Genomic DNA, 13,089 nt, shown 5'->3' with positions numbered 1-13,089 from the left:
GCTGGCGCGAGACCATTTGCGCGGCGGCTCAGGCCGGTGACGCGGCCATTCGCCGCAAGGTCTCGACATGGTCCGCTTCGGAAGCCGGCTTGTCGCGCCTGATCCGGGAGATGCGCGGGAAACGCATCGCGAGCCCGGATTTGTGGCGCTTGCTCGAATGGATGGAATCGAAGGCGACTTCCAGCACAAGAATCTTCGCCACTTCGCGCACCGGCCCGAAGCGCTGCGTCGTATTGTTGCGGACGAAGCGGTCGAGCCATGCCAGCTCCTCGTCGGTAAAGCCGAAATAGGCCTTGCCGACGGGCAGCAGCTCCCCCTCCTCCGTCCAGCAGCCGAAGGTGAAATCGGAATAGAAGGAAGACCTTTTGCCGCTCCCGCGCTGCGCGTACATCAGCACGCAGTCGGCGACGAGCGGCTCGCGCTTCCATTTGTACCAGTGGCCCGCCTTGCGCCCCGCCACATAAGGGCTGTCCCGCCGCTTCAGCATCACCCCCTCGATCGCCGCGTCGCGGGCGCCCCCGCGTATCTCCTCCAGCCGCTCGAAATTCTCGGCGGGGATGAGGGCGGACAGATCGAAGCGACCGGGATCGAGACGGGCGACGAAGGCCTCCAGCCTCGCCCGGCGCTGCTCCCAGCCCAGCGGGCGGATATCCACGTCGCCGTCGAACAATAGGTCGTAAAGCCGAACGAAGGCCGGATAATCGCCGAGCATCCGCGCCGAGACGGTCTTGCGCCCCAGCCGCTGTTGCAGCGCATTGAAGCTCGCCGCCGCGCCGCCATGGGCATCCGCGCCCTGCGACGCGCCCTTGACGAGCAGCTCGCCATCGACCGCGCCGTCGGCATCGAACGCGTCGGCGACGTCGGGAAAGCTCCGGCTGACATCGTCCCCGGCCCGGCTATAGAGCCGCGTCTCGCCCGCCACCCGGACGATCTGGACGCGGATGCCGTCCCATTTCCATTCGGCGGCATATTCCTCCATCGACACCCGCAGATCCTCCAGCGGATGGGCGAGCATGAAGGGGCGGAAGACCGGCACGTCGCGGGCGGTCGGCTGCTCCCCCCTCCCCTCCGCCCAGGCGAAGAGCGGCGCATAAGGCGGACCGATGCCGTGCCAGACCTCCTCGACCGCGTCGACATCGAGACCGAAGGCCTGGGCGAGCGCCAGCTTGGCAAGCCGCGCCGACACGCCGATGCGCAACGCCCCGGTGGCGAGCTTGAGCAGCGCATAGCGTCCGCTGGCGTCGAGATGGTCGAGCATGTGGGCGAGCGCGGCCGGCGCCTCCGACCGTCCGAGGCTCGACAATCTCTCGACGACATTGGACAGGCGGAGCGTGCCGTCGTCCACGTCCGCCGGCTGGTCGATCGCCTTCGGCCAGAGCAGGGACACCGTCTCGGCCATGTCGCCGACATAGTCGCGGCTCATATGGAGCAGCACCGGATCGACCCGTTCCTCGGCGATCGCCCGCACGGCGGCGGGCTTTACCGCCGGCAGGTCGAGCTCGCCGGTGAGCGCCGCCAGCGCATAGCCGCGATCGGGATCGGGCATGCGCTTCAGATAGTCGCCGATCAGCTTCAGCTTCGCGTTGCGCGAGCGGGTGTAGACGAGACCATCGAGGAGCTGGGAGAATTCACGCATCGGCGGCGTAACGAACGGAACGCCTCCGCGGATGCAGCGCCTCCGATCATGTTTGCGCCGACGCTACGGCCGCCGAGCGAACAATGTCATTCGGAACGGCGTGGCCTCTGCGGGGGTTGAACGCGGAACGGGGGAAAGGAGAGCTCACATGCTGCGGGCAATCGGCTGTATCATCATCATCCTCGCCATCCTGGGACTGCTCGTCATCAGCGGGCTCATCAACCTGGTTTTCTGATCCGGGTGCTGCGGGCGCTTGGGACCTCTCAGACCAGTCCGAGGGCGCTGATCGCGACCATGAAGCCGGCGAGCAACAGGACGGCTCCGATGCCGATCCGCAGCCCCCGCATCGGCAGAATTGCCGGCAATTTGTCCGCGAGCAAGGCGGCGGGCGCGTTGGCCGCCACGACTCCCGCCGCAGCCCCGAGCGCGGCGAGCGCGAAGGCGTCGAACCGGGCGGCGAGCGCGAGGGTCAGGACCTGCGTTTTGTCGCCGAATTCCAGCAGGAAGAAGCAGATGGTGGTGGTGATGAAGGCGCCGGTCTTCCAGCCCGCGCCCATCCGGGGCTGCTTCGAGCCAATAAGACCGCTGAATCCGGCATAGACCAAGGCCAGCGCCACGAGCAGCGAAACGGCCTGGGACGTGATGAAATCGGCGAGCAGGATTCCGCCGGTCGCCGCGATCAGGCTGTTGGCGAGCGCCGCGACCGCGACGCCCAGCAGGATAAGGCCGGCGCGGCGGTAGCGGATCGCGAAGGCGGCGACGAGAAGCTGGGTCTTGTCGCCGAATTCGGCCAGCGCGGCGGCCACGAAGGTGGTGAGCAGCGCATCCATTGGAAAGTCAGCCGCCGAGGCGCACCGATACCGACGCGATCATCGCCTGGCTCGCCTGGTCGTCGTCGCTGTCGCAGCCGATGGCGTCGTGGAAGCGGTCGAGATAGAGGGCGGTCGGGCAGCCATTGCGACCGCCTTCGGCCGCGGCGCGCTCCATCGCTTCGGCCAGCCGCACCACGGGGGTCAGGCCATAAGCGGCGGCGAGCCTGCGGATGGACATCATGGATTCGGTGAAATCCTGTCCCGAGCGTCGGCGCGACAGGCGCTGCACGCTCTCGAGCCGCTCGCACAATTCGGCCCTCACCACCATCATCGCATCATGTTCGGCCCGCATGTTCCGCGTCCTTGCCATCGTCGATGGGGCGAGGATGCACCTATTGAGTTACAGGCCGGTTAAGGACGCCTTGCCCTTGACAGAAGGCGCGGATCGGGGCAGAGGCCGGCCGCGCATATGAGCGGCGGCGACGCCGCTTTTATTTTTCGACAGACCCCCCTTTTCAAGAGGCTGCCATGGCCAAGCCAGCAACCGTCAAGATCAAGCTCGTCAGCACCGCCGACACCGGCTTTTTCTACGTGACCAAGAAGAACCCGCGGAACATCACCGAGAAGATGACCTTCCGCAAATACGACCCGCGCGTGCGCAAGCATGTCGAGTTCAAGGAAGCCAAGATCAAGTGACGCGCAACCTGTCGGCCCCGGCCTTCAGGTTCCCGCGTTATCCGGCGAACGGCCGGGATCCTCTTTCTCTCCCTCTTCCCCTCCAGTGTCGTCTGGATTCCGGCCTGCGCCGGAATGACGGGCTCCCCCGTTTTCGGCAACGTCGCCGGGATGATGGACTTGCGCTTCTTCGGCGGCGCCGTCACCTTCCCGGTGCTCCGCCGCCGCCAGCAAAGCCGCCACCGCCTCGACGAAGCGGATGACCGAGATCGGCTTGGACACATAGCCTTCGGCGCCCGCGTCGCGGATGCGTTCTTCGTCGCCCTTCGCGGCATAAGCGGTGACCGCCATGATTGGAATCGCCTTCAGCGCCTCGTCGGCTTTCAGCAATTCGATCAGCTCCAGCCCGCTGATATGGGGCATCTGGATGTCCATGACGATGAGGTCGGGCACGAATTCCCGCGCGGTCGCCATCGCCTCGCGGCCGTCCCTCACGGGTTCCGCTTCATAGCCATGGGCCCGGAGCAGATCGCAGAAGAGCTTCAGATTGAGTTCGTTGTCCTCGACAACGAGTATCTTTTTCGGCACGCGCTAGCCTCTGGAAGCTCCCTTCAGGCACCTTAGGCGATGAAGATTCAGGAAACAAACATGGATAATGCGGCGGCGCTGGCGCTCGGCGCCCTCGGCTGGACATTGAGCGACGACGCCCGCGCCGAGCGGCTGCTCGCCCTCACCGGCCTCGCGCCCGACGATCTGCGCGCCCGGATCGGCGAACCGGGGCTGCTCGCCGCCACCCTGCGCTTCCTGGAGGCGCACGAACCCGACCTTGTTGCCTGCGCCGACCATCTGGGCATCGCGCCGGCCGATCTGGTCGATGCTCGGCGGGGGCTGGAGCGTTGAGCCGTCCCCTCCTGATCAGCGATTGCGACGAGGTGCTGCTCCACATGCTCCGCCATTTCGCGGACTGGATCGGCGACGCGCACGGATTCTCCCTCGCGCTCGACGCGACCAGCTTTCGCGACGCCGTCCGCGACAAGGCGACCGGCGCGCCGGTGGCCGAGGAGCGCATCTGGCCCCTGCTCGACGGCTTCTTCGACAGCGAGATGCACCGGCAGAATGTCGTCCCCGGCGCAATCGAGGCGCTGGCGACGATCGGCGAGGTCGCCGACATCGTCATCCTCACCAATATCGGCGACGAATATCATGGCAGCCGCGTCGCCCAGCTCGAAGCCTTCGACATCCGCCACCGAGTCTTGTGCAACCGCGGCGGCAAGGGGCGGCCGGTGCTGGAGCTGGTCGAGGAGATGCAGCCCAGCGCCACCGTCTTCGTCGACGATCTCGCCATCCACCATGAATCGGTGGCGAAGCACGCGCCCGACGTCTGGCGCCTCCACATGATCGCCGAACCCGACGCCGCCATCCACATGCCCCCCGCCCCGCACGCCCACGCCCGCATCGACGAATGGAGTGAAGCACAAGACTGGATCATGGCGCGCTTTGGCGAAGGACGCGCCGAGGCTTGACCCCGACCGGGTCGGGGTGCTTACGAACGCACATGACCGACAGCATCTCAGACCGCCTCGCCGCCCTTGGCATCGCCCTGCCCGCCCCCGCCGCGCCCGTTGCGGCGTACGTGCCTGCCGTGGAGGCCGCCGGGCTTCTCCATATTTCGGGCCAGCTTCCGTTCGACGGAGGCGAGTTGATGACCGGCCGCCTCGGCGAGGACCGGGACATCGATTATGGCTACAGGGCCGCGCGCGCCTGCGGCATCATGCTGCTCGCCCAGATCAACAAGGCGCTGGGCGGCCTCGACCGGGTCGAGCGGATCGTGAAGCTCGGCGTGTTCGTCAGCAGCGACGCCCGCTTCACCGACCAGCCCAAGGTCGCCAACGGCGCATCGGAGCTGATGGAGCAGATTTTCGGCGAATCCGGCCGCCATGCCCGCAGCGCGGTCGGCGTGCCGGCGCTGCCGCTCGGCGCCGCGGTCGAGATTGATGCGATCGTCGCCATCAAGGCCGATTGACGAGGCGCTGGCGGAGCTGATCGCCCGCCCCTTCGCCCATCGCGGCCTCCATGGCGATGGGCGGATAGAGAATAGCCGCGCCGCCTTCGAGGCTGCCATCGCCGCGGGTCAGGGTATCGAGCTCGACGTCCAGGCGAGCCGCGACGGCGACGCCATCGTCTTTCACGATTACGAGCTGGATCGGCTGACCGCCGCCGCGGGAAAGGTGGCCGATCGGGCGACGGCGGAACTGAAGGTCATCAATCTCGGCGCGACAGGCGAGACGATCCCCGATCTGCTCGAAATCCTGTCTCTGATCGCCGCGCGCGTGCCGCTGCTGATCGAGGTGAAGACCCCCGACCGGGCGGTCGCGCGCCTCTGCCGCTCGGTGCTCCGCGCGCTCGACGGCTATGAGGGCGCGGTGGGCGTGATGTCGTTCAATCCAGAGGTTGGCGGATGGTTCGCCAGCCACGCGCCGCGAGTCACGCGCGGCCTCGTCGTCACCGAGCAGGACAAAGAGGGCGTTCGCGGCCGGATCGAGCGGCTTTTTGCCCTTTGGCGGGCGCGGCCCCATTTCCTGGCCTGTGACATACGCGACCTCCCTTCCCGCTTCGCCGCCCGCGCCCGCGCCGGCGGAATGCCCGTCATGACCTGGACCGTTCGCACGGAGGGCCATCTGGACACGGCGCGTCGCCACGCCGACCAGATCATCCACGAGCTGTCGGCGCCGCGATGAGCGACGGCGACGTCACCGCCCGCATCCGCGACGGCGTGGCGGCCTTCGATGCCGACGGCTGGGACGCCTGCGCGGGCGCCGACAATCCATTCACGACCCACGCCTTCCTCTCGGCGCTGGAGGAATCGGGGAGCGCCACCGTGCGTACCGGCTGGCAGCCCGTACCGATCGCGATCGACGGGCCGGACGGCAAGCCGGCGGCGGTGATGCCGGCTTATGCCAAGAGCCACAGCCAGGGCGAATATGTGTTCGACCATGGCTGGGCGGATGCGTTCGAGCGGGCGGGCGGAAGCTATTATCCGAAGCTGCAGATCGCGGTGCCCTTCACGCCGGTGCCTGGGCGGCGATTGCTGACGCGGAATGCGGCGCTCGCGCCTGCTCTGATCGGAGCGGCGGAGCAGATCGTGAGCGGCAACGGCCTCTCCTCCGCTCACGCCACCTTCATCACGGAAGAAGAGGTGCCTTTGTTCGAGCGCGCCGGCTGGCTGATCCGGATCGACAGCCAGTTCCATTGGCATAATGAGGATTATGCGGATTTCGAGGATTTCCTCGCCACGCTCTCGTCGCGCAAGCGCAAGGCGATCCGCAAGGAGCGGGCGGCGGCTGTCGAGGGGCTGACCGTCGAGCATCTCACCGGCGAGGCGATCACCGAGCGGCATTGGGACGCGTTCTGGATCTTCTACCAGGATACCGGCGCCCGCAAATGGGGCCGACCTTACCTCACCCGCGCCTTCTTCTCGCTGCTGGGCGAACGGATGGCCGACCGGCTGCTGCTCATCCTCGCGCTCCGCGACGGCGAGCCGATCGCGGGCGCGCTCAACCTCGTCGGCACGGACACGCTCTACGGCCGCTATTGGGGCGCGACCGAGGAAGTGCCGGGCCTGCATTTCGAACTCTGCTATTATCAGGCGATAGACGCCGCCATTGCGCGCGGACTTAGCCGAGTCGAGGCGGGCGCGCAGGGCGGCCACAAATTGAGCCGCGGCTACCGTCCCGTGCCGACCTTCTCCGCCCATTATCTCGCCGATCCTGGGCTGCGCGAGGCGGTGGCGGAGTATCTCCGGCACGAGCGCGAGGCGGTGACGCACGAGATGCGCGCGCTGGAAGAGCTGACGCCGTTCCGCAAGGCTTGAGGCTTGCACAGGCCGCTTTCGGACCCCTATGACCGCGGCGACAGCGAACAAGGGGATGGGCGATGCTGAAATGGGTTTGCGCCGCGGCGTTGGCGGTGGCGGCGAATGGACAGGCCCTCGCCGCTCCGGAGCAGAGGGCATCGCCGTTGCTGGAGCCGCGCGACCTCTTCTCGCTCCAGGTCGCGGCCGACCCCCGGATCAGCCCCGACGGCAGCCGGATCGTGTATGTCCGCAGGTCCGGCGACATCATGACCGATCGGATGCGGCCGAGCCTGTGGCTGATCGACACGCGCACCGGCCGGCAGCTTCCGATCGCGGCCGGGCCAGGTGCCCATAGCCAGCCGCTCTGGTCGCCGGACGGCACGCGCCTCGCTTATATCTCGACGGCCGAGGGCGGCGCGCCGCAGCTCTATGTCCGCTGGATGGAGAGCGGCGAAGCGGTTCGCATCACCGGCCTGCCCGATTCGCCTTCGAGCCTCGCCTGGTCGCCGGACGGACGGTGGATCGCTTATTCGATGTTCGTCCCCGACGAAGGGATGAAGCTGGGCAAGCCCGCCGCCAAGCCCGAGGGCGCGACCTGGGGAGAGCCGCTCGAAATCCACACCGCCGTCACCTACCGCGCCGATGGCGAAGGCTATCTGAAGCCCGGCTACAGCCACATCTTCCTGGTCCCGGCCGAGGGCGGCGCGCCGCGGCAGCTCACGTTCGGCGCGGTCAACGATCAGGGGCCGCTATCCTGGAGCGCCGACGGCCGAACCCTCTATTTCAGCGGCAACCGATCGCCGGAGTGGGAGCGCGAGCCGGTCGACACCGAGGTCCACGCCCTCGACATCGCCAGCGGCGCCGTGACCGCCCTTACCGACAGGGACGGGCCGGACGCCAGCCCGGCCGCGTCGCCGGACGGACGGCAGATCGCCTATGTCGGTTTCGACGACGAGAAGCTCGGCTACCAGAACAGCATCCTTTACGTCATGAACCGCGACGGCTCGGGCCGCCGCGCGCTGACCGCCGACCTCGACCGAAGAGTCGATTCTCCGGTCTGGGCCGATGACGGCCGCTCGGTCTACGTGAGCTATGACGACGAAGGCACGACCAAGATTGCGCGCGTGTCGCTCGACGGCTCCCTCCGCACCGTCGCGGACGGCCTCAGCGGCGGGTCGCTCGATCGCCCCTATACCGGGGGCGCGTTCAGCGTCGCCGACAATGGCGCCCTAGCGGTCACCAGCGGCAGCGCGACCCGCCCGGCCGATATCGCCCTGGTGAGCGGCGGCGAGAAAAGGCAGCTGACGCGGCTCAACGCCGCCCTCCTCGATCACAAGAGGTTGGGCGAGGTCATCGAGATCCCGACCACCGCCTTCGACAATCGCCCGATCGACGCTTGGCTCACTCTGCCGCCGGGTCATTCGGACGGCCAGCGCCATCCGCTGATCCTGGAAATCCATGGCGGCCCGTTCGCCGCCTACGGCCCGCATTTCGCCACCGACAACCAGCTCTACGCGGCGGCCGGCTACGCGGTGCTCTCGGTCAACCCGCGCGGCTCGACCTCCTATGGCGCCGATTTCGCCAACCAGATCCACCATGCCTATCCCGGCCGCGACTATGACGATCTGATGGCCGCCGTCGATGCCGCCATCGCCCAGGGCTATGCCGATCCCGACCGGCTGTTCGTCACCGGCGGTTCGGGCGGCGGCGTGCTGACCGCCTGGATCATCGGCCAGACCGACCGCTTCAAGGCCGCGGCGACGCAGAAGCCGGTGATCGACTGGGCGAGCTTCATTCTGACTTCGGACGGATCCAATTATTACTCGCCTTACTGGTTCGCCAAGCTACCGTGGGAGGACCCGCAGGCTTATTGGAACCGGTCGCCGCTGTCGCTGGTCGGCAACGTCAAGACGCCGACTCTGGTCGTCGTCGGCAGCGAGGATTATCGCACTCCGGTGAGCGAGGCCGAGCAATATTATACCGCGCTCCATCTGGTCGGCGTGCCGACGGCCCTGGTCAAGGTGCCCGGCGCCAGCCATGGCGGCATCGCCGCGCGGCCTTCGCAGAGCGGCGCCAAGGCGAGCGCGATCCTCGCCTGGTTCGACAGATATAAGGACGGAGCCCCCGCCTCGTCCGAGGCGGCGGCGCAATAGATCAGGCGGCGCGGCGAACGGTGTCGGCGAGCCAGGCGCGGGCCTGGCGCTGGGCCTCGGCGATCTCGCGCGCGGTCATTTCCTCGGCGATCTCGGCGCGGCTCTCCTGGCCCCGGCCGCTGCCGTTCAAGGCCGCGAGGTTGAACCATTTATGCGCCTCGACGAGGTCGACATCGATGCCGCTCGATCCGGTGGAATAAGCGACGCCCAATTCGTAGAGCGCGTCCGCGTTGCCGCGGGCCGCTTCGGCGAGCCGGCTCTCCATCAGGAAAGTCGCGGTCTTCAGGCTGTTCCCCATGACATGCCCCCATTGGTTTGCTGTCAGGGTCGAGTGTCGGCCACAGGGTCCAAAGAAATGGTTAACGGCCGGGTGACGATTTCAATCGGCCGGGAGGACGGGAAGATTGTCGATGAGCCGCGTCCTGCCGAGCCGGGCGGCCGCCAGCAGCCGCGCGGGGCGATCCAGCGTGGCGAGCGGCGCCAGCGTCCCCGCATCGCGGAGCTCGACATAGTCGATCGGATCGAAGCCGGCGGCGGCAAGCCTCTCGCGCGCGGCGCCGAGCGCCTCGGCGACCGCTTTGCCGTCCCGGATCGCCTGCGCCGCCTCCCCCAAAGCGCGCGGCAGCATCCGGGCGGCGACCCGCTCCTCGTCCGACAGATAGAGGTTGCGCGAGGAAAGGGCGAGACCGTCGGCGTCGCGCTGCGTGGGAACGCCGATAATTTCCACCGGCCAGTCGAGGTCGCGGGCCATGCGGCGGATGACCGCGAGCTGCTGATAATCCTTCTCGCCGAACAAGGCGATATCGGGGCGAACCTGATTGAAAAGCTTGGCGACCACCGTCGCGACGCCGTCGAAATGGCCGGGTCGGGCGGCGCCGTCGAGATCGTCGCTGACGCCCGAGACGCGGACGCTGGTGGCGTGCCCATCCGGGTACATGACCGCCACGTCCGGCGCCCACAGGATCGCGCAACCGCCCTCCTCCAGCATCCGCGCGTCGCTCGCCTCGCGGCGTGGATAGAGCGACAAATCCTCGTTCGGCCCGAACTGGGTCGGATTGACGAAGATGGAGGCCACAACATGCGCCCCGCGCCGCTTCGCCTCCGCGACCAGCGCCATATGGCCGGCATGGAGCGCGCCCATGGTCGGCACCAGGGCGACCGTCCCGCCATCCGCGCGGACTGTTGCGACCGCGCTTCTAAGGGCATCTATTTCACGGATTAATTGCACGGCCCGATGGCCTCCGATACAGGCTGAGCCTATTCATCCAGGCGCCGTCTTTGCGGGCGCGCCGCGGCGAGATCAAGAGGGGGAAGAAAAGGGACATGGCTGGCGCGAGGCCGCATTTCATCGTGTTCGCCAATGAAAAGGGCGGGACCGGCAAATCGACCACGGCGGTGCACAGCGCGGTCGCGCTCGCCGCCGCCGGACGCCGGGTGGCGGCGATCGATCTCGACACGAGGCAGAGGACGCTGGGCCGCTATCTCGACAACCGCGCCGCCTCGATCGCGCGGCTCGGCATCGCGCTGCCGATGCCGGCCTACGACACCTTCGATCCGGCCAAGGGCGAAGCGCTCGACGCCCAGCTCGAGCGGCTGTCGGAGGATGCGGACGTCGTCGTCATCGACACGCCCGGCCGCGACGATCCCCACGCCCGCGAGGCGATGCTGCGCGCCGATACCCTGGTCACCCCGATCAACGACAGTTTCGTCGATTTGGACCTCATCGGCGAGGTCGACCCCGAGACGTACAGGATCCGCCGGCCGAGCTTCTATGCCGAGCTGGTCTGGAACAGCCGCACCCAGAAGGCCAAGACGACCGGCGCCAGCGTCGACTGGGTGCTGCTCAGGAACCGCCTCCAATATGTCGAGGCGAAGAACATGCGCCGGGTCGGCGCCGCGCTCGACGAATTGTCGCGCCGCGTCGGCTTCCGGGTCATACCCGGCCTCGGCGAGCGCGTCGTCTATCGCGAGCTCTTTCCCAAAGGCCTGACCCTGCTCGACCTGGCCCAGCTCGGCAATGTCGGCATCAGCCATATCGCCGCCCGCCAGGAACTGCGCGAGATGATCGCCGGCTTCGGCCTTCCTGACGAGCAGAACGCGCCCGCGCCTCTGCGCGCCGCCGCGGCCGGCTGACCGTGCCGATCGCCCTGCTCCTGCTGATCGCGGCCGGGATCGGCTGGGCCTGGTGGACGAACCGGCTGAAGGGGCTGACGTTCGAGGACGGCGTCGCCGGCGCGGCCTTCCTGCTCGGCCTGCGTTTCGCGACGACGGGGAAGCCGGTCCTGGGCCTGCCGCTGATGACAGGCGCGGCGCTGTGGGCTTTCTACCGGAGGAAACGCACCGGCCGGCCCGCCATCGGCGTCGCCGAGGCCCGCCAGCTGCTCGGCATCGACGAAGGCGCCGACCTCGCCGAGATACGCGACGCCCACCGCCGGCTGATCGCGAAAGTGCATCCGGACAAAGGCGGCTCCGCCGATCTCGCCAACCGCGTCAACGCCGCCCGCGACACGTTGGTCGCCGAACTGCACCGCCGGACGCCCCGCGCGTCCTGAAGCCCCCACCCAGACGGAGTCACCATGAGCCATCATTTCCACCCGACCTCGCTTCGCGAATATGACATACGCGGCATCGTCGGGCAGACATTGGGAGAACCGGACGCCTATGCGATCGGGCGCGGCTTCGCGACCTTGGTGCGGCGCGGCGGCGGCACGAGAGTGGCGGTCGGCTATGACGGGCGCGAGAGCTCGCCCATCCTCGAAAAGGCGCTGATCCGCGGGCTGAACGAGAGCGGCGTCGACGTCACCCGCATCGGGCTCGGGCCAACGCCGATGCTCTATTATGCCGAGGCCGAGCTCGAGGTGGACGGCGGCATCATGATCACCGGCAGCCACAATCCCGCCGATTATAACGGCTTCAAGATGGTGATGTTCGGCAATGCCTTCTTCGGCGAGGACATCCAGACGCTTGGCGTCATGGCGTCGGAGGGCGATTGGGAGGCCGGGAGCGGCACCGTCGGCGAGGCCGACATCATGGACCTTTATGTCGACCGCCTGCTCCGCAATTTCGACGGCGGCGCGTTCCGCATCGGCTGGGACGCCGGCAATGGCGCGGCCGGCCCGGTCGTGGAGAAGCTCACCGCCCTCCTGCCCGGCGAGCACCATCTTTTGTTCACCGACGTCGATGCCCGCTTCCCCAACCATCATCCCGATCCGACCGAGGAAAAGAACCTCGCCGATCTGAAGGCGCTCGTCGCCGCGAACAATCTCGATTTCGGCATCGCCTTCGACGGCGACGGCGACCGGATCGGCGCCGTCGATGGCGAAGGCCGGGTCGTCTGGGGCGACCAGCTGCTGGCCGTCCTCGCCGAGCCGGTGCTCGCGGACGTGCCCGGCGCGACCATCATCGCCGACGTCAAGGCCAGCCAGGCGCTTTACGACCGGGTCTCAGAACTGGGCGGCAAGCCCTTGATGTGGAAGACCGGCCACAGCCTCATCAAGTCGAAGATGAAGGAGACCGGGGCACCGCTCGCCGGCGAGATGAGCGGGCACATCTTCTTCGCCCATGATTATTACGGATTCGACGACGGGCTCTACGCCGCCGTCCGCCTGATCCGCGCGGTCACCCAACTCGGCGGGTCGCTGACCGCGCTTCGCTCCGCCATGCCGGACATGGTCAACACGCCCGAGATGCGTTTCCAGGTCGACGAGAGCCGCAAATTCCCGGTGATCGAGGAGGTGCTCGGACGGCTCGAAGCGAGCGGCGCGACCGTCGACCGCACCGACGGCGCCCGGGTCAACACCGACGACGGCTGGTGGCTGCTGCGCGCCTCCAACACGCAGGACGTGCTGGTCGCCCGCGCCGAGGCGAAGGACCGCGAGGGCCTCGACCGCCTCGTCGGCCAGATCGACGAGCAGCTCGCCCTGTCGGGGCTGGAACGGGGTCCGCAAGCGGGTCACTGAA

General features: G+C 67.8%; 16 protein-coding genes. 10 read left to right on the top strand and 6 right to left on the bottom strand.

The genetic code is table 11. The features are described from left to right. Nucleotides 1-28: 28 nt before the first annotated feature. The 3 genes from ACFQRC_RS00480 to ACFQRC_RS00470 form a co-directional block, all read right to left on the bottom strand. Nucleotides 29-1,636 (bottom strand): cisplatin damage response ATP-dependent DNA ligase, encoded by a 1,608-nt coding sequence (locus ACFQRC_RS00480; RefSeq protein WP_379956633.1) that lies wholly within the window; start codon nucleotides 1,634-1,636, stop codon nucleotides 29-31. A gap of 263 nt (nucleotides 1,637-1,899) precedes the next feature. Further along, nucleotides 1,900-2,466 carry a TMEM165/GDT1 family protein gene (locus tag ACFQRC_RS00475; RefSeq protein WP_379956631.1) on the bottom strand — a complete coding sequence of 189 codons (567 nt, stop codon included), beginning with the start codon at nucleotides 2,464-2,466 and terminating at the stop codon, nucleotides 1,900-1,902. A gap of 7 nt (nucleotides 2,467-2,473) precedes the next feature. Continuing rightward, the gene (locus tag ACFQRC_RS00470) at nucleotides 2,474-2,800 is read right to left on the bottom strand and encodes a hypothetical protein (RefSeq protein ID WP_379956629.1); all 327 of its coding nucleotides are present in this window, start codon (nucleotides 2,798-2,800) and stop codon (nucleotides 2,474-2,476) included. 176 nt (nucleotides 2,801-2,976) lie between these two features. Here ACFQRC_RS00470 and rpmG point away from each other — a divergent pair, with 176 nt between their 5' ends. Continuing rightward, the gene (rpmG, locus tag ACFQRC_RS00465; RefSeq protein ID WP_322830194.1) at nucleotides 2,977-3,144 is read left to right on the top strand and encodes a 50S ribosomal protein L33; all 168 of its coding nucleotides are present in this window, start codon (nucleotides 2,977-2,979) and stop codon (nucleotides 3,142-3,144) included. Nucleotides 3,145-3,168: 24 nt separating this feature from the next. Here the strand turns inward: rpmG and ACFQRC_RS00460 are convergent, their stop codons facing one another. Next, nucleotides 3,169-3,711: a response regulator gene (locus ACFQRC_RS00460; RefSeq protein ID WP_379956627.1), complete on the bottom strand. Its 543-nt coding sequence runs from the start codon at nucleotides 3,709-3,711 to the stop codon at nucleotides 3,169-3,171. 60 nt (nucleotides 3,712-3,771) lie between these two features. On the opposite strand from ACFQRC_RS00460, the gene ACFQRC_RS00455 reads away from it, so the two are divergent. The 6 genes from ACFQRC_RS00455 to ACFQRC_RS00430 all read left to right on the top strand — a co-directional run bounded on the left by ACFQRC_RS00455 (nucleotide 3,772) and on the right by ACFQRC_RS00430 (nucleotide 9,129). Beyond that, complete coding sequence (locus tag ACFQRC_RS00455; protein ID WP_379956625.1) at nucleotides 3,772-4,023, top strand: DUF3572 family protein; 252 nt, start codon at nucleotides 3,772-3,774, stop codon at nucleotides 4,021-4,023. Next, nucleotides 4,020-4,646: a hypothetical protein gene (locus ACFQRC_RS00450; RefSeq protein ID WP_379956623.1), complete on the top strand. Its 627-nt coding sequence runs from the start codon at nucleotides 4,020-4,022 to the stop codon at nucleotides 4,644-4,646. The genes ACFQRC_RS00455 and ACFQRC_RS00450 overlap by 4 nt, the downstream gene beginning before the upstream one ends. A 32-nt stretch (nucleotides 4,647-4,678) precedes the next feature. After that, on the top strand, nucleotides 4,679-5,146 hold the full coding sequence (locus ACFQRC_RS00445) for a RidA family protein (protein WP_379956621.1): 468 nt from the start codon (nucleotides 4,679-4,681) through the stop codon (nucleotides 5,144-5,146). Next, nucleotides 5,118-5,861, top strand: coding sequence for a glycerophosphodiester phosphodiesterase family protein (locus ACFQRC_RS00440; RefSeq protein WP_379956619.1), 744 nt, complete (start codon nucleotides 5,118-5,120; stop codon nucleotides 5,859-5,861). The genes ACFQRC_RS00445 and ACFQRC_RS00440 overlap by 29 nt, the downstream gene beginning before the upstream one ends. Then, entirely contained in the window at nucleotides 5,858-6,994 is a 1,137-nt protein-coding gene (locus tag ACFQRC_RS00435) for a GNAT family N-acetyltransferase (RefSeq protein WP_379956617.1), read from the top strand. The genes ACFQRC_RS00440 and ACFQRC_RS00435 overlap by 4 nt, the downstream gene beginning before the upstream one ends. A 62-nt stretch (nucleotides 6,995-7,056) precedes the next feature. Next, nucleotides 7,057-9,129 (top strand): S9 family peptidase, encoded by a 2,073-nt coding sequence (locus ACFQRC_RS00430; RefSeq protein WP_379956615.1) that lies wholly within the window; start codon nucleotides 7,057-7,059, stop codon nucleotides 9,127-9,129. Between the two features lies 1 nt (nucleotide 9,130). Here the strand turns inward: ACFQRC_RS00430 and ACFQRC_RS00425 are convergent, their stop codons facing one another. Both ACFQRC_RS00425 and panC read right to left on the bottom strand, forming a co-directional pair. Further along, nucleotides 9,131-9,427 carry a hypothetical protein gene (locus ACFQRC_RS00425; RefSeq protein ID WP_379956613.1) on the bottom strand — a complete coding sequence of 99 codons (297 nt, stop codon included), beginning with the start codon at nucleotides 9,425-9,427 and terminating at the stop codon, nucleotides 9,131-9,133. 81 nt (nucleotides 9,428-9,508) lie between these two features. Continuing rightward, complete coding sequence (gene panC / locus ACFQRC_RS00420; protein ID WP_379960367.1) at nucleotides 9,509-10,375, bottom strand: pantoate--beta-alanine ligase; 867 nt, start codon at nucleotides 10,373-10,375, stop codon at nucleotides 9,509-9,511. Between the two features lie 77 nt (nucleotides 10,376-10,452). On the opposite strand from panC, the gene ACFQRC_RS00415 reads away from it, so the two are divergent. The 3 genes from ACFQRC_RS00415 to pgmG are packed head-to-tail and all read left to right on the top strand — an operon-like array spanning nucleotide 10,453 to nucleotide 13,088. Further along, nucleotides 10,453-11,262 carry a division plane positioning ATPase MipZ gene (locus ACFQRC_RS00415; RefSeq protein WP_379956611.1) on the top strand — a complete coding sequence of 270 codons (810 nt, stop codon included), beginning with the start codon at nucleotides 10,453-10,455 and terminating at the stop codon, nucleotides 11,260-11,262. Nucleotides 11,263-11,264: 2 nt separating this feature from the next. Further along, complete coding sequence (locus tag ACFQRC_RS00410; protein WP_379956608.1) at nucleotides 11,265-11,681, top strand: J domain-containing protein; 417 nt, start codon at nucleotides 11,265-11,267, stop codon at nucleotides 11,679-11,681. Between the two features lie 24 nt (nucleotides 11,682-11,705). Next, a complete protein-coding gene (gene pgmG / locus ACFQRC_RS00405; RefSeq protein WP_379956606.1) occupies nucleotides 11,706-13,088 on the top strand; it encodes a phosphoglucomutase/phosphomannomutase PgmG in 1,383 nt (460 codons plus the stop codon). The last annotated feature ends 1 nt before the right edge of the window (nucleotide 13,089 follow it).

Origin of the sequence: Enterovirga sp. GCM10030262, from assembly GCF_042666435.1 — a bacterium.
Taxonomy (GTDB): domain Bacteria; phylum Pseudomonadota; class Alphaproteobacteria; order Sphingomonadales; family Sphingomonadaceae; genus Allosphingosinicella.
Note: the sequence above shows the minus strand (reverse complement) of the source record. Positions and strands in the feature narration are given on the sequence as shown.

Bases quoted from the DNA above. Each gene is read 5' to 3' on its own strand.
- ACFQRC_RS00430 (WP_379956615.1), top strand. From the start codon at position 7,057: ATGCTGAAATGGGTTTGCGCCGCGGCGTTGGCGGTGGCGGCGAATGGA.
- ACFQRC_RS00415 (WP_379956611.1), top strand. From the start codon at position 10,453: ATGGCTGGCGCGAGGCCGCATTTCATCGTGTTCGCCAATGAAAAGGGC.
- ACFQRC_RS00455 (WP_379956625.1), top strand. From the start codon at position 3,772: ATGGATAATGCGGCGGCGCTGGCGCTCGGCGCCCTCGGCTGGACATTG.
- ACFQRC_RS00440 (WP_379956619.1), top strand. From the start codon at position 5,118: ATGCGATCGTCGCCATCAAGGCCGATTGACGAGGCGCTGGCGGAGCTG.
- ACFQRC_RS00470 (WP_379956629.1), bottom strand. From the start codon at position 2,800: ATGCGGGCCGAACATGATGCGATGATGGTGGTGAGGGCCGAATTGTGC.
- rpmG (WP_322830194.1), top strand. From the start codon at position 2,977: ATGGCCAAGCCAGCAACCGTCAAGATCAAGCTCGTCAGCACCGCCGAC.
- ACFQRC_RS00475 (WP_379956631.1), bottom strand. From the start codon at position 2,466: ATGGATGCGCTGCTCACCACCTTCGTGGCCGCCGCGCTGGCCGAATTC.
- ACFQRC_RS00425 (WP_379956613.1), bottom strand. From the start codon at position 9,427: ATGGGGAACAGCCTGAAGACCGCGACTTTCCTGATGGAGAGCCGGCTC.
- pgmG (WP_379956606.1), top strand. From the start codon at position 11,706: ATGAGCCATCATTTCCACCCGACCTCGCTTCGCGAATATGACATACGC.
- ACFQRC_RS00445 (WP_379956621.1), top strand. From the start codon at position 4,679: ATGACCGACAGCATCTCAGACCGCCTCGCCGCCCTTGGCATCGCCCTG.
- ACFQRC_RS00435 (WP_379956617.1), top strand. From the start codon at position 5,858: ATGAGCGACGGCGACGTCACCGCCCGCATCCGCGACGGCGTGGCGGCC.
- ACFQRC_RS00480 (WP_379956633.1), bottom strand. From the start codon at position 1,636: ATGCGTGAATTCTCCCAGCTCCTCGATGGTCTCGTCTACACCCGCTCG.